General features: G+C 61.5%; 17 protein-coding genes. 7 read left to right on the top strand and 10 right to left on the bottom strand.

The window, feature by feature from the left end:
- Nucleotides 1–73: 73 nt before the first annotated feature.
- Nucleotides 74–3,847, top strand: coding sequence for a methionine synthase (metH, locus tag GOQ25_RS12845; protein ID WP_160350878.1), 3,774 nt, complete (start codon nt 74–76; stop codon nt 3,845–3,847).
- 142 nt (nt 3,848–3,989) lie between these two features.
- Here the strand turns inward: metH and GOQ25_RS12850 are convergent, their stop codons facing one another.
- The 3 genes from GOQ25_RS12850 to GOQ25_RS12860 are packed head-to-tail and all read right to left on the bottom strand — an operon-like array spanning nt 3,990 to nt 6,958.
- The gene (locus tag GOQ25_RS12850) at nt 3,990–5,516 is read right to left on the bottom strand and encodes a glucosyltransferase domain-containing protein (protein ID WP_160350879.1); all 1,527 of its coding nucleotides are present in this window, start codon (nt 5,514–5,516) and stop codon (nt 3,990–3,992) included.
- Complete coding sequence (locus GOQ25_RS12855; RefSeq protein ID WP_160350880.1) at nt 5,509–6,531, bottom strand: glycosyltransferase family 2 protein; 1,023 nt, start codon at nt 6,529–6,531, stop codon at nt 5,509–5,511. Before GOQ25_RS12855 ends, GOQ25_RS12850 begins: the two co-directional genes overlap by 8 nt.
- Before the next feature lie 31 nt (nt 6,532–6,562).
- Nucleotides 6,563–6,958 (bottom strand): GtrA family protein, encoded by a 396-nt coding sequence (locus GOQ25_RS12860; protein WP_160350881.1) that lies wholly within the window; start codon nt 6,956–6,958, stop codon nt 6,563–6,565.
- Between the two features lie 177 nt (nt 6,959–7,135).
- Here GOQ25_RS12860 and GOQ25_RS12865 point away from each other — a divergent pair, with 177 nt between their 5' ends.
- Nucleotides 7,136–7,957, top strand: coding sequence for a helix-turn-helix transcriptional regulator (locus tag GOQ25_RS12865; protein WP_160350882.1), 822 nt, complete (start codon nt 7,136–7,138; stop codon nt 7,955–7,957).
- Between the two features lie 105 nt (nt 7,958–8,062).
- On the opposite strand, the gene GOQ25_RS12870 is transcribed toward GOQ25_RS12865, so the two are convergent.
- The 4 genes from GOQ25_RS12870 to GOQ25_RS12885 all read right to left on the bottom strand — a co-directional run bounded on the left by GOQ25_RS12870 (nt 8,063) and on the right by GOQ25_RS12885 (nt 11,747).
- The gene (locus GOQ25_RS12870; RefSeq protein ID WP_160350883.1) at nt 8,063–8,881 is read right to left on the bottom strand and encodes an aldolase/citrate lyase family protein; all 819 of its coding nucleotides are present in this window, start codon (nt 8,879–8,881) and stop codon (nt 8,063–8,065) included.
- A 46-nt stretch (nt 8,882–8,927) separates the two neighbouring features.
- Entirely contained in the window at nt 8,928–9,986 is a 1,059-nt protein-coding gene (mutY, locus tag GOQ25_RS12875) for an A/G-specific adenine glycosylase (protein ID WP_160350884.1), read from the bottom strand.
- Nucleotides 9,987–10,173: 187 nt separating this feature from the next.
- Complete coding sequence (locus GOQ25_RS12880) at nt 10,174–11,082, bottom strand: ABC transporter permease (protein WP_160350885.1); 909 nt, start codon at nt 11,080–11,082, stop codon at nt 10,174–10,176.
- A complete protein-coding gene (locus GOQ25_RS12885; protein ID WP_160350886.1) occupies nt 11,079–11,747 on the bottom strand; it encodes a cell division ATP-binding protein FtsE in 669 nt (222 codons plus the stop codon). The genes GOQ25_RS12880 and GOQ25_RS12885 overlap by 4 nt, the downstream gene beginning before the upstream one ends.
- A 207-nt stretch (nt 11,748–11,954) precedes the next feature.
- Between GOQ25_RS12885 and GOQ25_RS12890 the strand changes: the two genes are divergently transcribed.
- The 4 genes from GOQ25_RS12890 to GOQ25_RS12905 all read left to right on the top strand — a co-directional run bounded on the left by GOQ25_RS12890 (nt 11,955) and on the right by GOQ25_RS12905 (nt 16,195).
- Complete coding sequence (locus GOQ25_RS12890; protein WP_160350887.1) at nt 11,955–12,971, top strand: amino acid ABC transporter substrate-binding protein; 1,017 nt, start codon at nt 11,955–11,957, stop codon at nt 12,969–12,971.
- A gap of 130 nt (nt 12,972–13,101) precedes the next feature.
- Nucleotides 13,102–14,292 carry an amino acid ABC transporter permease gene (locus GOQ25_RS12895; RefSeq protein WP_160350888.1) on the top strand — a complete coding sequence of 397 codons (1,191 nt, stop codon included), beginning with the start codon at nt 13,102–13,104 and terminating at the stop codon, nt 14,290–14,292.
- 1 nt (nt 14,293) lies between these two features.
- Nucleotides 14,294–15,394 carry an amino acid ABC transporter permease gene (locus tag GOQ25_RS12900; protein WP_160350889.1) on the top strand — a complete coding sequence of 367 codons (1,101 nt, stop codon included), beginning with the start codon at nt 14,294–14,296 and terminating at the stop codon, nt 15,392–15,394.
- Between the two features lie 60 nt (nt 15,395–15,454).
- Nucleotides 15,455–16,195, top strand: a complete 741-nt coding sequence (locus GOQ25_RS12905) for an amino acid ABC transporter ATP-binding protein (protein ID WP_160350890.1) — start codon at nt 15,455–15,457, stop codon at nt 16,193–16,195.
- A 65-nt stretch (nt 16,196–16,260) separates the two neighbouring features.
- On the opposite strand, the gene GOQ25_RS12910 is transcribed toward GOQ25_RS12905, so the two are convergent.
- Entirely contained in the window at nt 16,261–18,318 is a 2,058-nt protein-coding gene (locus GOQ25_RS12910; protein ID WP_236844568.1) for a TonB-dependent copper receptor, read from the bottom strand.
- A gap of 292 nt (nt 18,319–18,610) precedes the next feature.
- Between GOQ25_RS12910 and GOQ25_RS12915 the strand changes: the two genes are divergently transcribed.
- Complete coding sequence (locus GOQ25_RS12915; RefSeq protein WP_160350891.1) at nt 18,611–19,636, top strand: tripartite tricarboxylate transporter substrate binding protein; 1,026 nt, start codon at nt 18,611–18,613, stop codon at nt 19,634–19,636.
- A 33-nt stretch (nt 19,637–19,669) separates the two neighbouring features.
- On the opposite strand, the gene glpK is transcribed toward GOQ25_RS12915, so the two are convergent.
- Complete coding sequence (gene glpK / locus GOQ25_RS12920) at nt 19,670–21,286, bottom strand: glycerol kinase GlpK (protein WP_160350892.1); 1,617 nt, start codon at nt 21,284–21,286, stop codon at nt 19,670–19,672.
- A 30-nt stretch (nt 21,287–21,316) separates the two neighbouring features.
- The gene (locus GOQ25_RS12925) at nt 21,317–22,750 is read right to left on the bottom strand and encodes a DHA2 family efflux MFS transporter permease subunit (RefSeq protein ID WP_160350893.1); all 1,434 of its coding nucleotides are present in this window, start codon (nt 22,748–22,750) and stop codon (nt 21,317–21,319) included.
- Nucleotides 22,751–22,809 lie beyond the last annotated feature (59 nt).

The raw sequence follows: 22,809 nt of genomic DNA on the forward strand, positions 1-22,809 counted from the left end.
TCAGCCGTTTTGTTACCATCAAGTGTCGGTTTTCGGGCAGTTCCTGCCTTTTTCGCCATTTCGAGATAACCCCGTGTCGTATCCCCGTCTGCCTTATCCGCCTTCGTCCTATACCCGAGGCGGCGATTTCGCCCGCCTGCTTGGTCAGCGCATCCTGATTCTGGATGGTGCTATGGGCACCATGATCCAGCGCTATAAGCTGGGCGAGGCCGATTTCCGTGGTCAACGCTTCGCCGATCATCCCAAGGACTTGAAGGGCGATAACGAACTGCTGTCGTTGGTGCGTCCGGACATCATTGACGAAATCCATCGTCAATATCTGGAAGCCGGCGCCGATGTCATCGAGACCAATACTTTCGGCGCAACCTCGATTGCGCAGGGCGACTATGACTTGCCCGGGCTGGCTTATGAGCTGAATCTGGAATCCGCCAAACTCGCGCGCGCGGCCTGTGACGCGTACAGCACACCGGAGCGCCCGCGCTTTGTCGCGGGTGCGTTGGGTCCGCAACCGAAGACCGCGTCGATTTCGCCCGATGTGAATGATCCGGGCGCGCGCAACATTACGTTTGACGAGCTGCGCATCGCGTATGTCGAACAGCTCAATGGGCTGCTCGATGGCGGCATTGACCTTGTGCTGATCGAAACCATTTTTGACACGCTGAACGCCAAGGCCGCGATTTTCGCCGTCGAATCGGTGTTCGAAGAACGCGGTATCCGTTTGCCCGTCATGATCTCCGGCACGGTGACCGATGCGTCGGGCCGCATTTTGTCGGGCCAGACGGTCGAGGCGTTCTGGAACTCCGTGCGCCATGCGCGCCCCATCACGATCGGCCTGAACTGCGCGCTGGGCGCGGCGCTGATGCGTCCGTATGTGGCGGAACTGTCCAAGATCTGCGACACCTATGTGTGCGTGTATCCCAACGCAGGTTTGCCTAATCCGATGGCCGAGACCGGCTTTGACGAGTCGCCGGCCGACACCTCGGGGCTACTGGAAGAGTTCGCGCGCGCCGGTCTGGTCAACATGGCGGGCGGATGCTGCGGCACCACGCCCGACCATATTCGCGCGATTGCCGAAAAAGTACAGACCTTGACGCCGCGTGTGGTGCCCGATGTGCCGGTGAAAACCCGCCTGTCTGGCCTGGAGCCGCTGAACATCGACGAAGACTCCCTCTTCGTCAACGTCGGCGAACGCACCAACGTGACGGGCAGCAAAATGTTCGCCCGCCTGATTCGCGAAGAAAAGTACGACGAGGCCCTGGCGGTCGCGCGCCAGCAGGTCGAGAACGGCGCGCAGATCATCGATGTGAACATGGACGAAGCCATGCTCGATTCGGTGGCGTGCATGCATCGGTTCCTGAATCTGATCGCATCCGAGCCCGATATCGCCCGCGTGCCCCTCATGATCGACAGCTCGAAATGGGAAGTGATCGAAGCAGGTCTGAAATGCGTGCAGGGCAAGCCCGTGGTCAACTCGATCTCGATGAAAGAGGGCGTCGAGGCCTTCCGCGAGCATGCGCGTCTGTGCCGCCGTTACGGTGCTGCCGTGGTCGTGATGGCCTTTGATGAACAAGGGCAGGCCGACACGCTCGCCCGTCGTCAGGAAATCTGCGGGCGCGCCTACAAGATTCTGGTCGAAGAAGAAAACTTCCCGCCGGAAGACATCATCTTCGATCCCAACGTGTTCGCTGTCGCCACGGGCATCGACGAGCACAATCACTACGCGATGGACTTCATCGAGGGCACGCGTTGGATTCGCCAGAACCTGCCTTACGCGCGGATCTCCGGCGGGATCTCGAACGTCAGCTTCTCGTTCCGTGGCAACGAGCCGATGCGCGAGGCCATTCACACGGTGTTCCTCTACTACGCCATCCGCGAAGGCCTGACGATGGGTATCGTCAACGCCGGTCAGCTGGGCGTGTATGCGGACCTGGATCCGACGCTGCGCGATCTGGTCGAAGACGTCATTCTCGATCGTGCCGAGCCCGTGGGTAAAACCGACCCCAGCGACGAGCGCACGCCGACCGAGCGTCTGGTGCAGTTCGCCGATTCGGTCAAAGGCTCGGGCGCGAAGAAGGAAGAAGACCTCGCCTGGCGCGCCGCGCCGGTACGCGAGCGCTTGTCGCACGCCTTGGTCCACGGCATCACGACGTTCATCGTCGAAGACACCGAGGAAGTCCGTCAGGAAATCGCCGCCGCCGGTGGCCGCCCGATCGAGGTGATCGAAGGGCCGTTGATGGACGGCATGAATATCGTGGGCGACCTGTTCGGCGCCGGCAAGATGTTCCTGCCCCAGGTCGTGAAGTCCGCGCGCGTGATGAAGCAGGCCGTGGCGCACTTGATTCCTTTCATCGAGGAAGAGAAACGCCAGATCGCGGCCGCGGGCGGCGATGTGCGCGCCAAGGGCAAGATGGTGATCGCCACTGTGAAGGGCGATGTGCACGATATCGGCAAGAACATCGTCTCGGTCGTGCTGCAATGTAATAACTTCGAAGTCGTGAACATGGGCGTGATGGTGCCGTGCGCTCAGATCCTGCAAAAGGCCAAGGAAGAAGAGGCCGATATCGTGGGTCTGTCCGGCCTGATTACGCCGAGCTTGGAAGAGATGGCCTACGTGGCCTCGGAAATGCAGCGTGACCCGTATTTCCGCGATCGCAAGATTCCGTTGATGATCGGCGGGGCGACCACCAGCCGTGTCCACACTGCCGTGAAGATCGCGCCGAACTACGACGGCCCGGTGATCTACACGCCCGACGCGAGCCGCGCCGTGGGCGTGGCGGCGAACCTCGTGTCCGATCAGGCGCAAGCCTACATCGACGAGATCGCGCAAGAATACGAGGAGGTCCGTCGCCGCCATGCCAATCGCAAGGCCACGCCGCTGATTTCGTTGGCGGATGCGCGCGCGGCACGACCGCAAATCGATTGGGCCAACTACACGCCGCCGCGCCCCAAATTCATCGGCCGGCGCGCGTTCAAGAGCTATGACTTGGCCGAGATCGCGAAGTACGTGGACTGGACGCCGTTTTTCCAGACCTGGAGTCTGTTCGGCCAATTCCCGGCCATTCTGGAAGACAAGGTCGTCGGCGAGCAGGCGAAAAAGGTCTATGCCGACGGGCAAGCCATGCTTAAGCGCATCATCGAAGGCCGCTGGCTCACCGCCAACGGCGCGGTGGCGTTCTACCCGGCCAACACCGTCAATGATGACGACATCGAGATCTATACCGACGAATCGCGCACCGAGGTATTGTTCACCTATCGCAATGTGCGCCAGCAAGGCGCCAAGCGCGAGGGCGTGAGCAATAAGTGTCTCGCTGACTTCATTGCGCCTAAATCCAGCGGCGTGGCCGATTACATCGGCATGTTCGCCGTGACCGCCGGTCTGGGCATCGAGAAGAAAGAGGCGGAATTCCAGGCCGCGATGGACGACTATTCCAGCATCATGCTCAAGTCGCTGGCCGATCGACTGGCCGAGGCCTTCGCGGAATGCTTGCACGCGCGCGTGCGTCAGGATCTGTGGGGCTATGCGCCCGACGAGGCATTATCCAACGATGACATGATCGCCGAGAAGTACGTGGGTATTCGCCCGGCGCCGGGTTACCCGGCATGCCCCGAACACGTGGTGAAAACCGATATGTTCGAGGTGTTGGACGGTAATGATATCGGCATGATGCTCACCGACAGCTACGCGATGTTCCCGGCTTCCAGCGTATCCGGGTTCTACTTCAGCCATCCGCAGTCGCAGTACTTCAATGTCGGTACGATAGGCGAGGACCAACTCGCCGACTACGTCGCGCGCAGCGGCCGTAGCGAAGCAGACGTGCGGCGTACCTTGGCGAGTAATCTTGGGTAGGCGCACAGGCAGGAAGCCCCTTCAGGCGCGCGCAACGAAAGACGCGGGTGACGCTGAGGCGTCACCCGAGGCGGTATCGAACGTCTGACCTAGGGTGCCCGGATCGGGCATTACTAACTACGGCGGCATGTACTGTGTATCACTAAGGCGCCTCGCACCTTGCATCACCCAGTACGACGACGGCTAGATCATCGGCAGCATAGACCCGATAGCTGCCACGTCGCACGATCGGTTGAGCATCGTCATGGCAGACGTGTTTGATGAGCTCGGGCCGTTCCGGCTCTTTGGCCATCGTGACGGTAAGGCCAAAGTGCTGGAGCTGATCGACCGGCCATCCCCATTCGTCCCTGAGATGCACTGGCACCAGTACGCGCAGCAGCGGATACTTTTTCATGTTGTTGCGCGCCACCGCCGGTCGCGAGGCGTGACCGATCATCGTGAATTGCCGAAGTTCGCGCTCGGCAGCGATGACGGCCAGATCGTCGCTGATCTGGCGGGCCAGCGAATCCTCCAGGTCCTTTTGCAACTTGAGCGTGTTGCCATACACGTGGGAAAAAAGCACCAGACCAAGCAATGGGACGGCCGCGATCCCTGCCCGCCAGCGGGGAGACAGGTGCGCGGGCAAGGCGAGCACAATCAGCAGACTGGCGCCGGCAGCCAAGGCGCCGAATCCAATCATGGTGCGTGGCAGCAGCACCGGATGCAGCAGGGCCAGCATCGGCCCCCAACAAGTCATCACCAAGGCCGGGACGATGCCCAGCGCTGCCACCACCATCAATAGGCGCTGCCACGCCGGCCGACCCGCCCAATGACGCATGATGTACCGGATCGAAAACCCCAGCGCGACGATGATGGCCGCAGCGATCCAGATGAGCAGCGTACGACCCCAGATCGACGTCAAGGCCGCGGTGACATAGTCCCAGAACAGCAGGACATTGCGGCCGACCACGGCCGGCAGGTCGCTAAACGGCGCAAGCTGACTGTGACGCGCGGAATAGGCGCCCTTGATACTGGAGGTGGCCAGTGGCTTGTAGAGGATCAGCGCCGCGAGGGCCTGTGCGACCCGCATGACCAACAGGCCCGCCCAGACAGGCACGGGCGCGTCTTGCCGCTGCAGATAGACCAGCTGTATCGTCGTGAATACAAGAAAGACATTAAACGCCGGCTGATACAGGCTCAGGGACGCGACCAGGCCGAGTATGCCCAGCAGGGCGCCCGTCAGGTCGGCGCGCGTTTTCAACACCGTTACCAAGGCCAGGAAGACCGCCAGCGTCATGGTCAGCGCGTCGAATTTATAGGACAGGTTCTCCAAGAAGAGCGGGCCGATCACCATGGGCGCGAAAACCAGCGCGGGCAGGATGGTTCCATTAATCCGGAAATACCGGGCCACGCTCACCGCCAGCGCGGCCAGGATGGCAATACTGACGATCTGCGGCAGTGGTGATATATCGGTCAGCGGCGTGCCGAGATTGAAGACCTCCATAAAGACGTTGGCCAATGGGCGGCCATCGCCGGACCATCCCAGATACCCAGTGAGCGCCCGCCCCATGTCGTCCACGTAATAACGATCGGCGCGCAGAATGGGCATGATCGCGATGAAGTAGAGCGCAAACGCCCATAGAAAGGCTTTCGGGCAGTCGTATCGCCGCCCGTGTCTGTGGCTACTCATGGTGATTCCCGGGATGGACATCGAGGTGTGAGGCGCTGTGGCGGGCAGTGGTTGGCGTTTCATGGGCGTACAGCGCGTGTTGTTGATGGATTGCCCGTACCAGATAGATCGGCCTTTGCTTGACCTCTTCGTGGATCCTGCCCATGTACTCGCCGAGTATGCCGACGCTCACCAGCTGCACGCCGCCAAAGAACAACACCGCGATCAGGAGCGACGCATAGCCCGGCACGTCGATGCCTTGCGTTAGCACGCGCGTCACGTAATACAGGGCATATAGCGCCGTCAGCAAGCTCACGACCCCACCCAGATACGTCCAGACGCGTAAGGGCATCGTGGAAAAAGCGCTCACGCCATCCAACGCGAAATTCCATAGTTTCCAGCCGGAGAATTTCGTCGTGCCGGCGGCGCGGCCTTGTCTGACGTAGTCGATGGTGACTGTCTTGAAACCGACCCAGGCAAACAGCCCCTTCATGAATCGTTGCCGTTCGGGCAATGCCTTTAGCGCATCAAGAACGGGCCGAGTCATCAAGCGAAAGTCACCGACATTTTCAGGGATCTGTACGTTCGCGACGCGATTGTGCAGTCGATAGAACCACTTGGCCGTCAGGCGTTTAAGCGCGCCATCGCATGTCCGATCGGCTCGGCGTGCGAGCACCATATCGGCGCTCTCGCTTTTCCAGGTCGCCAGCATTTGCCCGATGAGCTCGGGCGGATCTTGCAAGTCGGCATCCAGCACAATGGCCGCGATGCCTCGGGCATGGTGAATCCCCGCCGTCATCGCGGCCTCTTTGCCGAAATTGCGCGTGAGCTCGACAACCGTAATGCGAGAGTCAGTGTGCGCATGCGCGATGAGCCGATGCAGCGTATCGTCGCGGCTGCCATCGTCGACGCACACCAGCTCGAATTCGTATTGATCCAGCGCGGCCAGGACCTCGTCGATGGCCTGGAAAAAAAGATCGACGGCCCGCCCCTCGTTGTAGAAGGGGATGATCAGAGAGATGAGATCCGGTTTCATCGCAGGCGCCGCAGCGTGACCGTGGGATGGATCATGCACGAGCTTCATCACGGAAAGCCCATAACCGGCTGATGACGAACGTAACCATCGCCATCCCTGCCAGGACTGCCCCCAGCAACACGTCATACGGAATCGAGGTGACATGCAGCAAGCTGGCATAGGCGATCTGGTTAGCCGTGATGCAGGCCGCGGAAACGAAGAAAAAGCGCCGTGCCGCCATGGCCCAAGGCACGGCGGCATGTCGAAAGGTGAAGTTGTGATGGCCGCTGAATGCAACAACAAAGGCCACCAACCATCCGGCCAGGTTCGCCGTCAATGGCGCCATGCCGAACGCTTCCACACAGCCTACGGCGATGGCCCAATGCGTGGCCGATGCAGCGCAGCCGACAGCGACGAATAAACCGATCTGATGCAGCAGGTTACGCATATTGAAGAAAACCTATAAATCGGTTTGCGACAATAGCGCGACCAGTTTGACAGGGTGCTTTTAAGCCTGGGGTTTATGGCAAATCGGACTTAGCGCAACATAAACATGCTGTCTTCGGCCCGATTGAGAGAGTTAAGATTTGAACCTTCATCATTTAGCTCCGCTTGTTGCCAAGGTATGAATCCCCCCTCCCGGTCTGCCTTGCTCGCTTCGCCTGACAGTTCCACCCGCCGCCGACAGGCGTTGGGGGAGTTCGTGCGCGCCGCGCGTGCTCGGATTACCCCGCAGATGGCGGGGCTGCCCGATGGTATGCGGCGCCGCACGCCCGGTCTGCGGCGCGAAGAGGTCGCGCAGCTGTGTGGCATCAGCGTGACTTGGTATACGTGGATCGAGCAGGGACGCGAGGTCACGGTCTCGCCGGCGGTGTGGGCGCGCATTGCAGGCGTGCTGCAGTTGGCGCGCGCCGAGCGGGCCTATCTGTTCGAGCTGGCCGAATGCGCGGACCCGCAACACCCGCGTGATGAGGATAGCGAGGCACCCGGCCTGCTGCGTGAATGCGTGGATGCCATCACGGCGCCCGCCTATGTGCTCGACCGCGCATGGAACGTGCTGGTGCACAACGTGCCGATGAACGACCTGTTTGACGATTGGCCGTTGCGCGATGCCCAACCCAATTTGCTGCGTTATATCTTTCTGAATCCGGCCGCGCGCGAACTTGTCGTGGACTGGGACCAGCGCGCGCGCCGCGTGGTGGCGGAATTCCGCGCCGATGCGGGCGCGCATCTGGATGAACCGGATGTGCTGACGCTGTTAGACGAGCTCAACCGTGAAAGCGAGGTGTTCGCGCACTGGTGGACGCGCCATGCCGTGGTCGAGCGCGAAGGCGGTCTGCGAGAGTTCCAGCATCCGCGCCATGGCAGGCTGGCCTATCAGCAAACGACCTTCCGACTGGCCACGCACCCGGATTTGAAGCTGGTGATGCTGTTGCAGAACGCTTGACCTCCGCCTCGCGCACGCGCCATGTCCACGTAGGACGCAAACTGTCGGAGCAGAGCGGTACGCGGCGCAACGAGCCGCGCGAAGCCCGCCCAGTTCATGGAGCGCTCAATACGTGTTGCCTTGCTCGACCTTCTGCACCGTCTTATAACGGGCCGCCAGCGCGCTGGTGCCTTGCACCAGGATGCCCGTATCCAGCCCCACGGCGACGAACGTGCAACCGAGTTCCAGATATTTACGAGCGAGCGTTTCGTTGGAGGTCAGGATGCCGGGAGCCTTGCCGGCTTTGAGAATACGGGCAATGGCGTCTTCGATGGCGGCTTGGACTTCCGGGTGGCTGGAATTGCCGACATGCCCCATCGACGCCGACAGATCCGCCGGGCCGATGAAAATGCCGTCCACGCCTTCGGTGGCGGCAATGGCATCCAGATTCGCCAGGCCCTGGCGCGTTTCCACTTGCAGCAGCAAGCACAGCTGATTGTTCGCTTCCTGGTAGTAGTCCGTACGCCGACCCCACATCGAGGCCCGCGCGCCGGCCATGCCGCGTATGCCGCCTTTGCCATCGTTTTGCGGGTAGCGCGCTGCGCTTACGATACGGGCCGCTTGCTCGGGCGTGTCCACCATGGGCACGAGCAAGGTTTGCGCGCCAAGATCCAGATACTGTTTGATCAGCATTTCGCCGATTTCGCCATGGCCCATGGGAATGCGCGCGATGGGGTGCGTATGCGGATACGCGGCGATGGACTGTAGTTGCGACAGCAAGGTTTGCGTGTCGTTGGGTCCATGCTCGCCATCGATCAGTAGCCAGTCAAAGCCCGCGCCCGCGCAAATTTCCGCCGTATAAGGGCTGCCCAGACCTAACCACAGGCCGATTTGCGCTTGCTTGGCGGCAAGCGCGGCTTTGAATGCGTTGTGCGGGGTCTTCATTGGCAGTGTCTCCGTCTTCGATCGATCAGTCAGCGTGAAAGGGTTTCTATTCGGGCAGGCCGGCTTCGAGCAGGCCTAAAAGCAGTTTGCGAATTGGCGCCGGCAGCGCCAAGGATGATAGCTGCGCAAGGTTTACCCATTGATGCGGCGCGCCTGGTTCGCCTGGCGTGGGGGCGGCGCGTACCGGCACATACCAGGGTTTGATATGCAGGCGGTAATGCGTAAAGGTGTGGGCAAACGCAGCCAGTTCATAACGCTGTGTCGGTTCCCACCCCAGGCGGCGTGCGGCTTGCGTTGGATCACTCGCCGCATCGAATTCCGGCAAACTCCACAGGCCGCCCCAAATCCCTGGCGAGGGGCGTTGTTGCAGCAGGATGGCGCCTTCGTGTTGAAGGACCAGCATCGCCGTCTGGCGTTCGGGGATCGTCTTGCGCGCCTTGGGCGTGGGCAATTCCGCCTGCCGTGCGTCGCGATAGGCGATACAGGTTTGCATCACCGGGCAGCGCGCGCAGTCCGGCTTGCCCCGCGTACAGACCGTGGCGCCCAGATCCATCAAGCCCTGGGTATAGGCGGCCATGTTCAGATCCGGGGCGTCAGCGACTTGCGCCTCTGCCAGCACCCACAGCCGTTGTTCGACTTCCCTGCGCGACGGGTCGCCCTCAACACCGAAATGTCGGGTGAATACGCGTTTGACGTTGCCGTCCATGATGGGCGAGCGCTCGCCATAGGCAAAGGCGGCAATCGCCGCCGCCGTGGACCGGCCGATGCCGGGCAGGGTGGCAATCTGTTCGGCGGTGGGGGGGAAACGCCCGTTCCAGTCGCTCATGATGGTTTGCGCGCAGCGATGCAGGTTGCGCGCCCGGGCGTAGTAGCCCAGTCCGGCCCAGTACGGCATGACCTCTTCTTGCGAGGCGGCGGCCAGGGCGGCGACGTCGGGGAAGCGTTCAAGAAAGCGCAGGTAGTACGGGATGACTGTCGAGACCTGCGTCTGCTGCAGCATGACTTCGGAAAGCCAGATCCGATAGGGGTCTTGCGTGTGTTGCCAGGGCAGGCCATGGCGTCCATGCCGGGCTTGCCAGGCGACGATGCGGGGGGCGAAATCCATAGCCGGCGATTATCGCATTGGAAGACCGCTCGGCTTCGAGACCGGTGAGCGACAGGTTGAAATGGCGCGCGCGCCAGTCAAGCGCTTGCACATTTCGTAAGCAGCCGTTACTAATATATGTAACACGCAGATCCGAAGGAGCTCCGTATCGGGGCGCACCGCGGCGGGCGCCATTGAACCGTCCCCGTTAAAAACGCGTATTGCGCGTCACCGACCAGCGCGCCGCCAACGCGCCTAATACGCCCGTGCCCACCACTGCTACCGCCAGAACGGACAAGCTGGGAAGATGCAGCGAGAAACTGGCACCATAGCTGCGCGCAAGCCCTTGCAGGGCGTTATTCAGCGGTGACAGCGCCAGTGCGGCAGCGCCAATGGCGAGCAACGCGGCCACGGCGCCAGAGAGCGCACCCAGATAGAGAAAGGGCCTGCGCACAAACGATTCCGTGGCCCCCACCAACCGGGCCACGGCGATCTCTTCGCGCTGCAGCATCGCCTGCATGCGCACGGTATTGAACACCGCCGCCAGCACCACCGCCGCCACGCAGGCCGCCAGGAACATCAGCCCCACGCGGGCAAAACGCAGGATTGCCTCCAGCCGCTGTACCCAGGCGCTATCGAGTTGCACCATGTCAACATGTTCCCACGAACCCCAAGTTTGCGCGAGCTGATCGGCGCGTTCGGCCAGTCGCTCGCCCTCGGTCAGGGTGGCGACCACCGCGTCCGGCAAGGGGTTTCCAGGCAAAACCGCCAACGCCTGATCCCAGGTAGGATCATTACGCAAGGAGGCGAGCGCCTCGTCGCGCGGAATGACGCGCACTGACTGGACCTGCTCTGCATGCTCGGCGCGTATGCGCTGCGCAATGCCGGTGGCGGCGCCCTCTGGGGCCGTGGTGGTGAGATAAATCGTGACTTCAGGCGTCACTGATAACTCACGCGCCACAGGCTGCGCCGAGACCAGAATTGCAGCGCCCAATAGCGGCAAGGCCAGCGCCAGCGCCATCACCACCAGGTTCGCCAAAGACGAAAACGGCTGCGCCGCCAGACGCCGCAGTGTGACCATCAGCGCATAACGATGCAGTCGCAACCAGGACTTCATGCGAGTGCTCCCGTATCGAAAAATTTGCCCGGTTCGAGCCGCAGGGTGCGCGTGGCGTACTGCGCCATGAGGGCCTGATCATGCGAGGCGATCAGGGTCGTCACGCCCACCCGGTTGAAGTCGCGAAACACATTCATGATGCGCCGTGCCGTGTCCAGGTCCAGGTTCGCGGTGGGCTCGTCCGCGATCAGAATCGCCGGGCGATTCACAATGGCGCGGGCGATGGCCAGACGCTGCTGTTCGCCGCCCGACAACTCGATCGGGTTCATGTCCTCCTTGCCCGCCAGGCCGACCTTATCGAGCGCGGCGCGCGCGCGTGCGCTGGCCTGCCCGCTTGATTGACCGGTGACAGCCAGCGGCAGCATGACGTTTTGCAGCGCGCTGCGATCGTAGAGCAAATGGGTGTCTTGCAGAATTACCCCAACCGCCCGTCGCAGATAAGGGCGGGCATGCGCGGATAGCTTATCCAGACGCTGCCCATTGACCTGGATCGAGCCGCGACTGGCGGGCTCGAGACCGCCTATCAGCTTGAGCAGGGTGGACTTCCCCGCGCCGGATGCGCCAGACACAAAAATGAATTCGCCGGCGGTCACGCGGAAATTGATGTCGGCCAGGATATTGCGGCCGCGCCCATATGATTTGAAGACGTGCTGGAATTCGATCATGACGGCAATAGAGGATGTAAGCGCAATAGTACCGTGTGTCTCAATCCTCTTACGGGACTGTTGCATATTTTTTCTGTCCCCTATTTTGACGGAACTTGTCAAGGGATTTCCCCCATGTCCCCGAATATCGGCAGCCGCTACCATCCCGGCGATGCTTAGAGTTGCAAAATTGCAGCACTCGGGCGTTGTTCCATACAGGAGATCCAGATGAAAGCACTGAAACTAGCCGCAGTGGCCACTGCATTATTTGCCACTGCAGCAACAGCTCATGCGGGCGCTACATTCGATAGCGTCAAGAAAAAAGGGTTCGTCCAATGCGGCGTATCCACCGGGATTTCCGGGTTTTCCATGGCCGACAGCAAGGGCCAATGGCAAGGGATCGACGTCGACATGTGCCGTGCGGTTGCCGCCGCCATGTTCAACGACGCGACCAAGTTCAAAGTCACGCCGCTCAATACCCAGCAACGCTTTACCGCGCTGCAGTCTGGTGAAGTCGATGTGCTGACGCGTAACACCACGCAGACGCTGACGCGCGACACCACCTTGGGTCTGATCGGCACTGGCGTGAACTACTACGACAGCCAGGGCATCATGGTTAACAAGGATCTGGGCGTCAAGAGTGCGAAAGAACTCGATGGCGCGACTGTTTGCGTGCAGCCCGGCACCACCACCGAACTCAACCTCGCGGACTGGTTCCGCGGCGAGAAGATCGAATTCAAACCGGTCGTGATCGACAAGTACGACGAAATCATTCGTGCGTTCTCGGCTGGCCGTTGTGACGCGCTTACGACCGATAAATCGCAGCTCGCCTCCAGCCGCACGACGCTGGAAAATCCCGACAACTACATCATTTTGCCGGAGGACTTCTCTAAAGAGCCGCTGGGCCCGATGGTGCGCCAAGGCGACGAGCAGTGGTTTAACGTGGTTCGCTGGGCGCTGAACGCGATGATCGAGGCCGAGGAATACGGCATCACCTCGAAAAACGTCGACGAGATGACCAAGAGTCCCAATCCCAACGTGCAGCGCATCCTGGGCGTGACCCCGGGCATGGGCAAGAACCTGGGCGTGGATGACAAGTGGGCCTACAACATCATCAAGCAAGTGGGTAACTACGGTGAAAGCTTCGAGCGCACCCTGGGCAAGGACAGCCCCATGAAGCTCGAGCGCGGCCTGAACGCGACCTATAAGGACGGCGGCCTGATGTACGGCTGGCCCATCCGCTAAGCGTTGCTGCCTGACGGGACGGGTCAGCCCGTCCTGTCTTTATTCCCCCGCGCAATGCGGGCGGCAGGAGTGAGGTGGCCTTGCGGCACTGCCCGGGCCATTCCTGTTTTGACTTCTGTAGAAGCTTTTCATGACGACAAACGATTCGAAAGCTCCAGTCGGCGCGCCTCGGCGCCGCCTGAACTGGAACGATCCCGGCGTGCGCGCCGTGGTCTATCAGGTTGTCGCGCTGGCTCTGGTTGGATGGGCGGTGTGGTTCCTGGTATCCAACACTCTGCATAACCTGCAGGTACGCAATATCTCCACGGGTTTTGGATTTCTGGACCGCGAGGCGGGGTTCGCCATTGGTGAATCGCTCATTGACTATAGTCCGGCAGATACCTATGGCCGCGCCATCCTGGTTGGGATCACGAACACGCTGCGCGTGGCGGCGCTCGGCATCATCCTCGCTACGATTCTGGGCACGCTGATAGGCATTGGACGCCTGTCCAAGAACTGGCTGGTCGCCAAGGTCTGCTCGGTCTATGTCGAGGTGATGCGCAATGTGCCGTTGCTGCTGCAGCTTTTCTTCTGGTACGCGCTGATCACCGAGAACATGCCGGGGCCGCGTCAGGCGTATCACCCGCTGCCTGGCGTGTTCATCTCCAACCGTGGCCTGAAAATACCCGGTCTGGAAGGCAATTCGATGGATTGGATTCTGGGCGGACTGGTGCTTGCCGTGATTGCCACCATCCTGGTCGCGCACTGGGGCAAGAAACGACAGGAAGCGACCGGGCAGATCTTTCCGTTAGGACGTGTCGCGGTGGGGCTCTTTATCCTGCTGCCGGTCCTGGGCTGGGTGTTTAGCGGCGCTTCGCTGGCGCTGGACGTGCCGCAGCTCAAGGGCTTTAACTTCCAGGGCGGTATCACCGTCTCGCCGGAGTTCGCTGCGTTGCTGGCCGGGCTGGTCATCTATACGGCTGCCTTTATCGCGGAAGTCGTGCGTTCGGGTATCCAGGCGGTCAATAGCGGTCAATGGGAGGCCGCGGGCTCGCTGGGCCTGAGCCGCGCGCGCGTGCTGCGTCTGGTGATTTTGCCGCAAGCCTTGCGCGTCATCATCCCGCCGATGACCAGTCAGTATTTGAACCTGACCAAGAACAGTTCCTTGGCGGTGGCGATCGGCTATCCCGATATCGTCTCGGTGGTCAACACCATGATGAACCAGACCGGGCAGGCGATCGAAGGGATCTTGATCATCATGGCGGCTTACCTGACGGTCAGCTTGTCGATCTCGATTTTCATGAACTGGTACAACAAGCGCATCGCGCTGGTGGAGCGTTGATATGAGTACGACTACGCCTATCCCCAGCGAAGGACTACCGCCGCCTTCGAATCAAGTCGGCGTCTGGCACTGGTTCAAAGAGCGACTGTTCTCTTCGCCGCTAAGCATTCTGGGCACCGTGCTGACGGCCTGGATACTGTTTCTGGCGGTGCCCGCGCTCGTCGACTGGGCATTCCTGCAGGCCGACTTTACCTCGCCGACGGCGCAGGAATGCCGTAAGGCTGCGGGTGCGTGCTGGGCCTTTATCGTCGAGAAACATCGCCTGATTTTGTTCGGCACGTATCCGTATGACGAGCAATGGCGCCCCTTGATTGCCTCGATCATTTTGATCGCGGTCATTATCTGCAGCGGCATGCGCCGTTTCTGGGATGCGCGTCTGGCCCTGATCTGGGTGGTGGGGCTCACGGCCGTCGCGATTCTGATGTGGGGCGGGGTGTTTGGCCTGACCTATGTCGAGAACTCGTTGTGGGGCGGTCTGCCGCTTACGCTGATTCTGTCGACCTTTGGCATTGCCTTTGCGTTTCCGCTGGGCGTGTTGCTGGCGTTGGGACGCAAATCCAAGCTGCCTGCGATCAAAGCCCTGTGCGTCGTGTATATCGAGCTGATTCGCGGTGTGCCCTTGATCAGCTTGCTGTTCATGTCGTCGGTGATGCTGCCGCTGTTTTTGCCCGAGGGTTTTTCCATCGATAAACTGCTGCGCGCGCAGATCGCGATCATCATGTTCGCGGCGGCCTATATCGCCGAGACCGTGCGCGGGGGCTTGCAGGCGATCCCGAAGGGGCAATACGAAGGCGCCGATTCGCTGGGCCTGACCTATTGGCAGCAGATGCGCAAGATTATCTTGCCGCAAGCCCTGCGCATCGTGATTCCGCCGCTGGTCAGTATCTTCATCGCGCTGTTCAAGGACACGTCGCTGGTGGTCATCATCGGTATTTTCGATCTGACGTTAGCGGCCAAGGCGGCATTGTCGGACGCGGCTTGGCGCGGCTTTGGCATCGAGGCCTATATCTTCATTTCACTGATTTATTTCGTCTTCTGCTTCTCGATGTCGCAATACAGTCAGCGACTCGAAAAACGCCTCGCGGCCGGACAGAAACGATAGTTGCCGTGGCCCGGCATCGCTATGCGCAGCCGGGCAGGCGCACCTTTTGGGAGTAACAGCATGAGTGATGCCATCATCCGCATGCAGAATGTCAACAAGTGGTACGGGCAATTCCACGTACTGCGCAATATCAATCTGGATGTCGCGCCGGGTGAGCGCATCGTGGTGTGCGGACCGTCGGGTTCGGGTAAGTCCACCATGATCCGCTGTATCAACCGCCTGGAAGAACACCAGCAAGGCCAGATCATCGTGGACGGTACGGAGCTGACCAACGATCTGAAGCAGATCGAAGCCATCCGCCGCGATGTGGGCATGGTGTTTCAGCACTTCAACCTATTCCCGCATCTGACTGTGCTGGAGAACCTCACCCTCGGACCGACGTGGGTGCTGAAAAAGTCGCGCGCCGAGGCCGAGGCCACGGCGATGAAGTATCTCGAACGCGTCCGCATTCCGGAGCAGGCCAATAAATATCCCGGCCAACTTTCCGGTGGTCAGCAGCAGCGCGTGGCGATCGCGCGATCGCTGTGCATGAGCCCGAAAATTATGTTGTTCGATGAGCCCACGTCCGCGCTGGATCCGGAAATGGTGAAAGAAGTGTTGGACGTGATGGTGACGCTGGCTCAGGAAAGTGGGATGACCATGCTGTGCGTCACGCACGAAATGACATTTGCGCGCAAGGTCGCCGACCGTGTGATCTTTATGGATCGCGGGGAAATCATCGAGCAGAACAGTCCCGATGCGTTCTTCGATAATCCGCAGAACGAACGCACGAAACTGTTCCTGAGCCAGATCTTGCATTGACCCTGGCCGGTCATGCCGAGTACGACGTGACCGGCCAGGCGGCACTCTGGTCCAGGCGACCTCGGTTAGTACATCACACCCAGCCGTGCCCATACGGTGCGGCCGGGTTCGTTGAACCCGATATCGCCGGTGTAGCCGAATGCGGGGCTGCCCGCGCGGTTCAAGGGCTCGCGATAGGTCTTGTTAAATACGTTATCGATACCCAGCGTTAGCTGCGCGTTGCGGCTGAACGCATAGCCTGCGTTCATGGACAGCACGCCAAAGCCGGGGCTCTTGCCCCAGTCTCTGCCCGCCGCATTGCCCTGGTTCACGGCGTAGCGATGTTGCGGGGCGACGAGCCGCCACAGAAAACCCGCGGTCCAGGTCCCATCATCGTAGTTCGCCATCATACGGCCTTCCAGTGGAGGGATCTGCGGCAAGGGCTTATCCGTATCTGCGTTCTGCGCCCAGGCATAGGCCAGTGTTGCCGAGGTCGTCCAGGTCCGGCTCGTGGCGTGGCTCAGCCCAAGTTCGCCGCCTAGAATCCGCGCGCCTACATTGGTCGCTTGTGTGGGGCCCATCATGCCGACCTTGGGATACCGGAACAGAATGTAGTCCTGCACCCTGCCCACATAGGCGGAAAACCAGGCGTTCGTCGTTTTGGTGCGATATTGCGCGCCGAAATCCAGCTGGGTGGTTTTTTCGGGTTTGACGCCCTGGAAAGCATTGATCGAACCGCCCGGGCCCCGTCCGGGGGGAAAGAGCTCCCAATAATCCGGAAAGCGCTCGACATGGCCTACGCCCACGTACCAGGTCGCGGGGATGGAGTCCGCATCGTACTCGTAGCGCAGAAACCCAGCGGGCAGGGTATCGCGGCGGTGCTGACCCGCGGTGGGATTCGTCTTTGTGGGCGAGGGCGATTTCGTCCCGCGCCAGTCGGTGACCTCCGCTCTGTCCACGCGAGCGCCGCCGATCAGACGTTGCGCCTGGGTCGGGTGCCAGGTCATTTCCCCGAACAAACCCGTATCGGTGAAGGTCGCATTGCGCTGCCAGGGTTGCTGCGCATAGGAATTTTGCGGCGTACCGCGACGTCCCCGGTGGCGGCTGCGTTGGGTATCGATGCCCGTGGTCAAACTGATATCGTTGGCGGGCGCCCAGGTGGTGGCGAAGCGGCCGCCCCAGGTGCTGCGATTGACGTTAGACGCATGGCCCATGGCCACGCCGTGGTGTTTGGGCGGCGTGCGCAAGGTGAAGTTGTCCATCACGTGATCGGCGTCGTTGTAATAGACCTGCAATTCCATGGCGCTCAACGTCGTGCCGATATGGTGTTTTTCCAGGCGCAGCCCCACGCTCTCGCGTTTGAACCGGGTGCCGTCCATGCCACGCGAGGCGTAGCGTGCCTCGCCATTGCCGACGCCGGCCGACAATTCATAGCGCGTATCGGAATCGGGCGTGAGTCCCAGGGTCACATCGGCTGCCCATTTGTCCCAGCGCGACGGCACGGTACGGCCGCTGCCGTCCCGGTAGTCTTGCGAGTGCGAATGGTTGGCGGTGACGCGTGAGTACCAACCTGTGTTGCCCACCGTCAAGTCAGCGGCTTGATCATTGCGCCCGTACGAGCCGCCGACCACGTTGCCGTCGAAGCGAAATCCCGGCTCGGTAAAGTGTGGAGTATCCCGGTCGAACCGCACCGTGCCCGCCGAAGCGCCCGGCCCCCACAACACGGTCTGCGGACCCTTGATCACGATCAATTTATCGAAGTTGGCGGGCGAGATGTACGAGGTCGGCGGGTCCATGCGACCGCCGCATGCGCCGTGCAGCGATGTGCCATTGGTCAGTATGTTCAGCCGCGAGCCGAATTGCCCGCGCAACACGGGATCGCTATTGGTGCCCCCGTTGCCCACCGCCGAAAATCCCGGAATGGTTTTCAGGTAGTCGGTGGCATCGCTGGCGGGCAACGGTTGCCGCGGCAGCTTTGGGTCCGTCACGAAGATCAGCGGCGCGCTGGGTGGCGTGCTCGTGACCACGATGGGGTGTTGCGTAAACACCGGGTAGTCGCCAACGGCATGCGCGGCGCCGGCGCTTGCACACACGAGCGCGCTTGCCATACCGGTGATGGGAAACAGGGTCAGGGCTTTCTGCATGGTGGACCGTGCAACGAGGAAAATGGCGACCGGTCTGGTGCGCGGACTCGCCGGAGTTAGGGTCCGCAGATAGTAGGAAGCGTTTCGCGTTAACTCGCGATATGTGCCACTTCGCCGCAAAAATAGGAATGAGTGTGAGTTTGGGGCGATTTAGCGTCTGAGTATTGGCGTTACATGGACACGTCGTTAGTCAGCTCTCTGTGCGTGGGCGACGTTGCACGGGCATACGCGCAGCGCTTGGAGTATGCTGCTGCCCGTATCCCGTTCGCACCCAAAAGAGGAGACGCACGCCATGCAACGCTTACCCAATTCCCCGCTCTCGGCAGCGCGCCGCACGTTAGTTCTGGGCGCGGCCGCTCTCGTCGTGGGCTTCGCAAGCCTGACCCCCGTATTGGCGCAAACCACGGATTTCCCGAACAAGCCGCTGCGCTTTGTCGTGCCTTATCCGCCGGGCGGACCGCTCGATAGTTCTGCGCGCTTTCTCGCCGAAAAAGTGCGTGGGTCACTCGGGCAGCCGATCATCGTTGAAAACCGCGCGGGCGCGGGGGGCAACATCGGCGCGGATCAAGTCGCCAAGGCCGCGCCCGACGGCTATACGCTCGTGATGGGCGCTGTGGCCACGCATGCCATCAATCCCTGGCTATTCGCGAACTTGCCGTATGACCCGGTCAAGGACTTCGAGCCCGTCACGCTGGTTGCGGCGGTCCCGAATGTGCTGGTGATGAACGTCGATTTTGCCAAAAACAACGGCATCGAGTCCCTCAACGACTTGATCGCCTACGCGAAGAAAAACCCGGACAAACTTAACTACGGTTCGGGCGGCAATGGCAGCGCGGGTCATCTGGCGGGCGAACTGCTCAAGGCCCGCGCGGGTATTCAGGCCGTGCACGTGCCTTATCAAGGCGCCTCTCCAGCCCAGCTGGCGCTGCTGGGCGGGCAATCGGACTTTATGTTCGATAACCTCGCCGCCGCCGCGCCGATGATCAAGGATGGCAAGGTCAAGGCGCTGGCGGTGACCACGCTGGATCGTTCCTCGCTGCTGCCCGACGTGCCGACGATGGATCAGGCGGGTGTCAAGGGCTTCGATCTCGGGACCTGGTTTGGCGTCTTCACCACCGGCGGCACGCCGCCCGAGGTAGTCGCTAAGTTGAACCAGGCCTACGCCGAAGCGCTGCGCGATCCGGAGATCCGCACCCGGTTGCTGGCGATGGGATCGGAAGCCGAGCCCATGACGGCCGAGGCCTTTGCCGAGTTCGTGAAGAAGGAAAAAGACAAGTACCAGGAGATCGTAAAGCTCTCGGGCGCGAGTCTGAACTAATCGCCAGTTCAGCGTGAACGCAGTGGTCTTGGCCTAGTCGGTGTGGCGCGCCCAGCCCTTGGCGTGCTCCACCGCTTCACGCCAACGCGCGAGCCGCGCATTGCGTTGCGCTTCGCTCCATTGCGGTTCGAAGCGATGCTGCGCTTCCCACTGGCTGGCAAACTCGTCCAGGCCGGACCAGAAGCCAACAGCCAGGCCGGCAAGACCCGCAGCGCCGCGCGCGGTCGATTCCGCCACGCGCGGCCGAACCACCGCCACGCCCAACAAGTCGGCCTGCATCTGCATCAGCAGATCGTTGTTGGACGCGCCGCCATCGACGCGCAGCTCGGATAACTCGATGCCGCTATCGGCCTTCATGCAGCTCATCAGCTCGGCGCTTTGCAGCGCGATTGCTTCGAGGGTGGCGCGCGCGATATGCGCCCGCGTCGTGCCCCGGGTCAATCCCACCAGCGTGCCGCGGGCATAGGGATCCCAGTCGGGCGCGCCCAGACCGGCGAATGCCGGCACCAGAAACACATCGTCCGTATCCGGCACACTGGCCGCCAGCGCTTCGACCTGATCGGACCGCTCGATAATGCCCAAGCCGTCGCGCAGCCACTGCACGGCCGCGCCCGCCATGAAGACGCCGCCCTCGAGCATGTAAGTGCAGCGGCCGGCAGGCAGGGAGGTCGCCCCAGATCCAGCCGCAACGGATGCAGAAGCAGGTGCGAGGGCAAGCGCAGATTGCGCCCCGGCGTGGCGCTCAAGGGCTGCTCGCCCGGTCGTGTCAGGCAACTGCCAGCCTATCGTCGAGAGCAAGTTGTTCCGTGAAGCCACTGGCTTGTCGCCCACATTCATCAACATGAAGCACCCGGTGCCGTAGGTGTTTTTCGCCATGCCAGGCTGAAAACACGCCTGCCCGAACGTCGCGGCCTGTTGATCGCCTGCTACCCCGGCTATCGGAATCTCGCCACCCAGCCATTCCGGCCGGGCATGCCCGATCACGCCGCTGCTGGGCGCCACCTGAGGAAGCACACTGCGCGGAATCCCCAATAGCGCCAGGATCTCGTCATCCCAATCATGCCGATGGATGTCGTAGAGCAGCGTGCGCGATGCATTGGTGGCATCCGTGCTGTGTACCGCACCGCCCGTCAAATGCCACACCAGCCAGGTGTCGATGGTGCCAAATGCCACCTCGCCGCGCTCAGCAGCCGCGCGCGCGCCGGGTACATGATCCAACAGCCACTTGAGCTTAGTGCCCGAAAAATAGGCGTCCAGCACGAGCCCCGTGCGCGCCTGCAGCAGCCGGTCATGCCCTTCGGCGCGCAGCTGATCGCACAACCCCGCGGTGCGCCGATCCTGCCAGACGATCGCGGGCGCGAGCGGCTGGCCGGTCGCGCGGTCCCAGATCAACGTGGTCTCACGCTGATTGGTGATCCCAATTGCCGCGATATCGGCGGCATTAGCGCCCGCGTTCTGCAAGGCGATGCGAGCCACATCCAGCTGACTTTGCCAGATCTCGCTTGCATCGTGCTCGACCCAGCCGGGCTGCGGATAATACTGACGGAATTCACGCTGGCCGATGCCACGCGCGCGGCCGTGCCGGTCGAATACGATGGCGCGCGAGCTGGTCGTGCCTTGGTCCAGGGCCAGAATGAAAGATTGGGTCATGGTGAAGCAAATCCGTTCTAGGGTGACCGACTATTTAGCGCGCAGCTGCGCGCCGGCCGAGCGAGACAGTTTCCGGAATGAGAAGGTCGAGGCCGAGCACAGCACACCGATCACCACGAAAGCGATCATCACATCGCTGACAGACACCGTATGCTGCCCCCGTGCGGCCATGCTCAGATTCAACGTGACGGCCGCAACCCCCACGCCCAGACTGATGCCCAGCTGCTGCGCCATCGCGGCAAAGCTGCTGGCGCGGCTCATGCGTTCAGGCGTCATGTCGGCATAGGTGAGCGTATTGATCGCGGTGAACTGCAACGAGCGGAAAAACCCGCCCGCCAGCAGGATACCAATCATGAGCCACACGGGCGTATTCGCCGTGAACGCCGCGCAGGCGATGATAAATAGCCCGGTAAGCACGGCATTGATGGTCAGCACCCGGCGAAAACCGAAGTGCTGCACGATCGGCGTGGCCACGAATTTCATCAACAATGCGCCCGCGGCGCTGGCGAACGTAATCAACCCGGCGGAAAAGGGCGACATATCGAAGCCCACCTGTAACTGTACCGCCAGCAAAAACGGCATCGCGCCCACCGCGAACCGGCACAGATTACCGCCCAAGACCGAAATCGCGAAGGTAGGCTCGCGCATGAGCGTGAGGTCCAAAATCGGGTGCGGCGCGCGCCTGGCGTGATAGACGTAGAGGAGTCCACATACAAAGCCCACCACAGCGAGCCCGATAACGGCGCTGGGCGGAATCAGACTATGCCCCAGCGCTTCGAAAGCGCTCACCAGCGTGGCCAGACACACCGCGCTGAGCAGGAACCCCGTCCAATCCAGTCGCGGCGTCGAGGCCTCGCGGATCTCGGGCACATACCGCCGCACCAGCCAGATTCCGATGATGCCAATCGGGATATTGATCAAAAATATCCAATGCCACGACATGTAGGTGACCATAAAGCCGCCTAACGGCGGCCCGATCACCGGCCCCAGCAAGGCAGGGATCGACAGAAATGACATGGCCTTGAGCAAATCCTGCTTTGGCACCACCCTCAACAGGATGATGCGTCCGACCGGCACCATCATGGCCCCCGCGATCCCCTGGGCCACGCGGGCGATCACCAGATAGGTCAGATTCGTCGCCGCCGCGCAGGCCACCGAGCTCAGGGTGAATAGCGCGATTGCCGCCATGAACACGCGCCGTGCTCCGTAACGGTCGGCGGCCCAGCCGCTGATCGGCACGAATACCGCGACGGCCAAAAGATAAGAGGTGATGGCGACATTCAGCCGCACGGGCGTCGAGCCCAGCGCCTGGGCCATCGCCGGCAGAGCAGTGGCGACCACGGTGCTATCGAGCATCTGCATGAACAGCGCACACCCGACGATGAACGGGATCATCCGGGCGGCTTCGCTCGTGGTGGGGGGAGGGGTATTAGGTAACGCGGATCCGGCGGGCTCTGTAGGCATGTCGACAAAAGAATGGCGGTCGAATCGATTGTAACGCTGCCTCTCAGCCGCCTGAAGTA

Origin of the sequence: Bordetella sp. 15P40C-2, assembly GCF_009763235.1 — a bacterium.
In the GTDB taxonomy this organism is placed as follows: domain Bacteria; phylum Pseudomonadota; class Gammaproteobacteria; order Burkholderiales; family Burkholderiaceae_B; genus Bordetella_A.

Excerpts from the sequence above, each read along its gene's own strand:
- GOQ25_RS12850 (WP_160350879.1), bottom strand. The coding sequence starts at position 5,516 with ATGAGTAGCCACAGACACGGGCGGCGATACGACTGCCCGAAAGCCTTT.
- GOQ25_RS12855 (WP_160350880.1), bottom strand. The coding sequence starts at position 6,531 with ATGAAACCGGATCTCATCTCTCTGATCATCCCCTTCTACAACGAGGGG.
- GOQ25_RS12860 (WP_160350881.1), bottom strand. The coding sequence starts at position 6,958 with ATGCGTAACCTGCTGCATCAGATCGGTTTATTCGTCGCTGTCGGCTGC.
- GOQ25_RS12865 (WP_160350882.1), top strand. The coding sequence starts at position 7,136 with ATGAATCCCCCCTCCCGGTCTGCCTTGCTCGCTTCGCCTGACAGTTCC.
- GOQ25_RS12870 (WP_160350883.1), bottom strand. The coding sequence starts at position 8,881 with ATGAAGACCCCGCACAACGCATTCAAAGCCGCGCTTGCCGCCAAGCAA.
- mutY (WP_160350884.1), bottom strand. The coding sequence starts at position 9,986 with ATGGATTTCGCCCCCCGCATCGTCGCCTGGCAAGCCCGGCATGGACGC.
- GOQ25_RS12880 (WP_160350885.1), bottom strand. The coding sequence starts at position 11,082 with ATGAAGTCCTGGTTGCGACTGCATCGTTATGCGCTGATGGTCACACTG.
- GOQ25_RS12885 (WP_160350886.1), bottom strand. The coding sequence starts at position 11,747 with ATGATCGAATTCCAGCACGTCTTCAAATCATATGGGCGCGGCCGCAAT.
- GOQ25_RS12890 (WP_160350887.1), top strand. The coding sequence starts at position 11,955 with ATGAAAGCACTGAAACTAGCCGCAGTGGCCACTGCATTATTTGCCACT.
- GOQ25_RS12895 (WP_160350888.1), top strand. The coding sequence starts at position 13,102 with ATGACGACAAACGATTCGAAAGCTCCAGTCGGCGCGCCTCGGCGCCGC.
- GOQ25_RS12900 (WP_160350889.1), top strand. The coding sequence starts at position 14,294 with ATGAGTACGACTACGCCTATCCCCAGCGAAGGACTACCGCCGCCTTCG.
- GOQ25_RS12905 (WP_160350890.1), top strand. The coding sequence starts at position 15,455 with ATGAGTGATGCCATCATCCGCATGCAGAATGTCAACAAGTGGTACGGG.
- GOQ25_RS12910 (WP_236844568.1), bottom strand. The coding sequence starts at position 18,318 with ATGCAGAAAGCCCTGACCCTGTTTCCCATCACCGGTATGGCAAGCGCG.
- GOQ25_RS12915 (WP_160350891.1), top strand. The coding sequence starts at position 18,611 with ATGCAACGCTTACCCAATTCCCCGCTCTCGGCAGCGCGCCGCACGTTA.
- glpK (WP_160350892.1), bottom strand. The coding sequence starts at position 21,286 with ATGACCCAATCTTTCATTCTGGCCCTGGACCAAGGCACGACCAGCTCG.
- GOQ25_RS12925 (WP_160350893.1), bottom strand. The coding sequence starts at position 22,750 with ATGCCTACAGAGCCCGCCGGATCCGCGTTACCTAATACCCCTCCCCCC.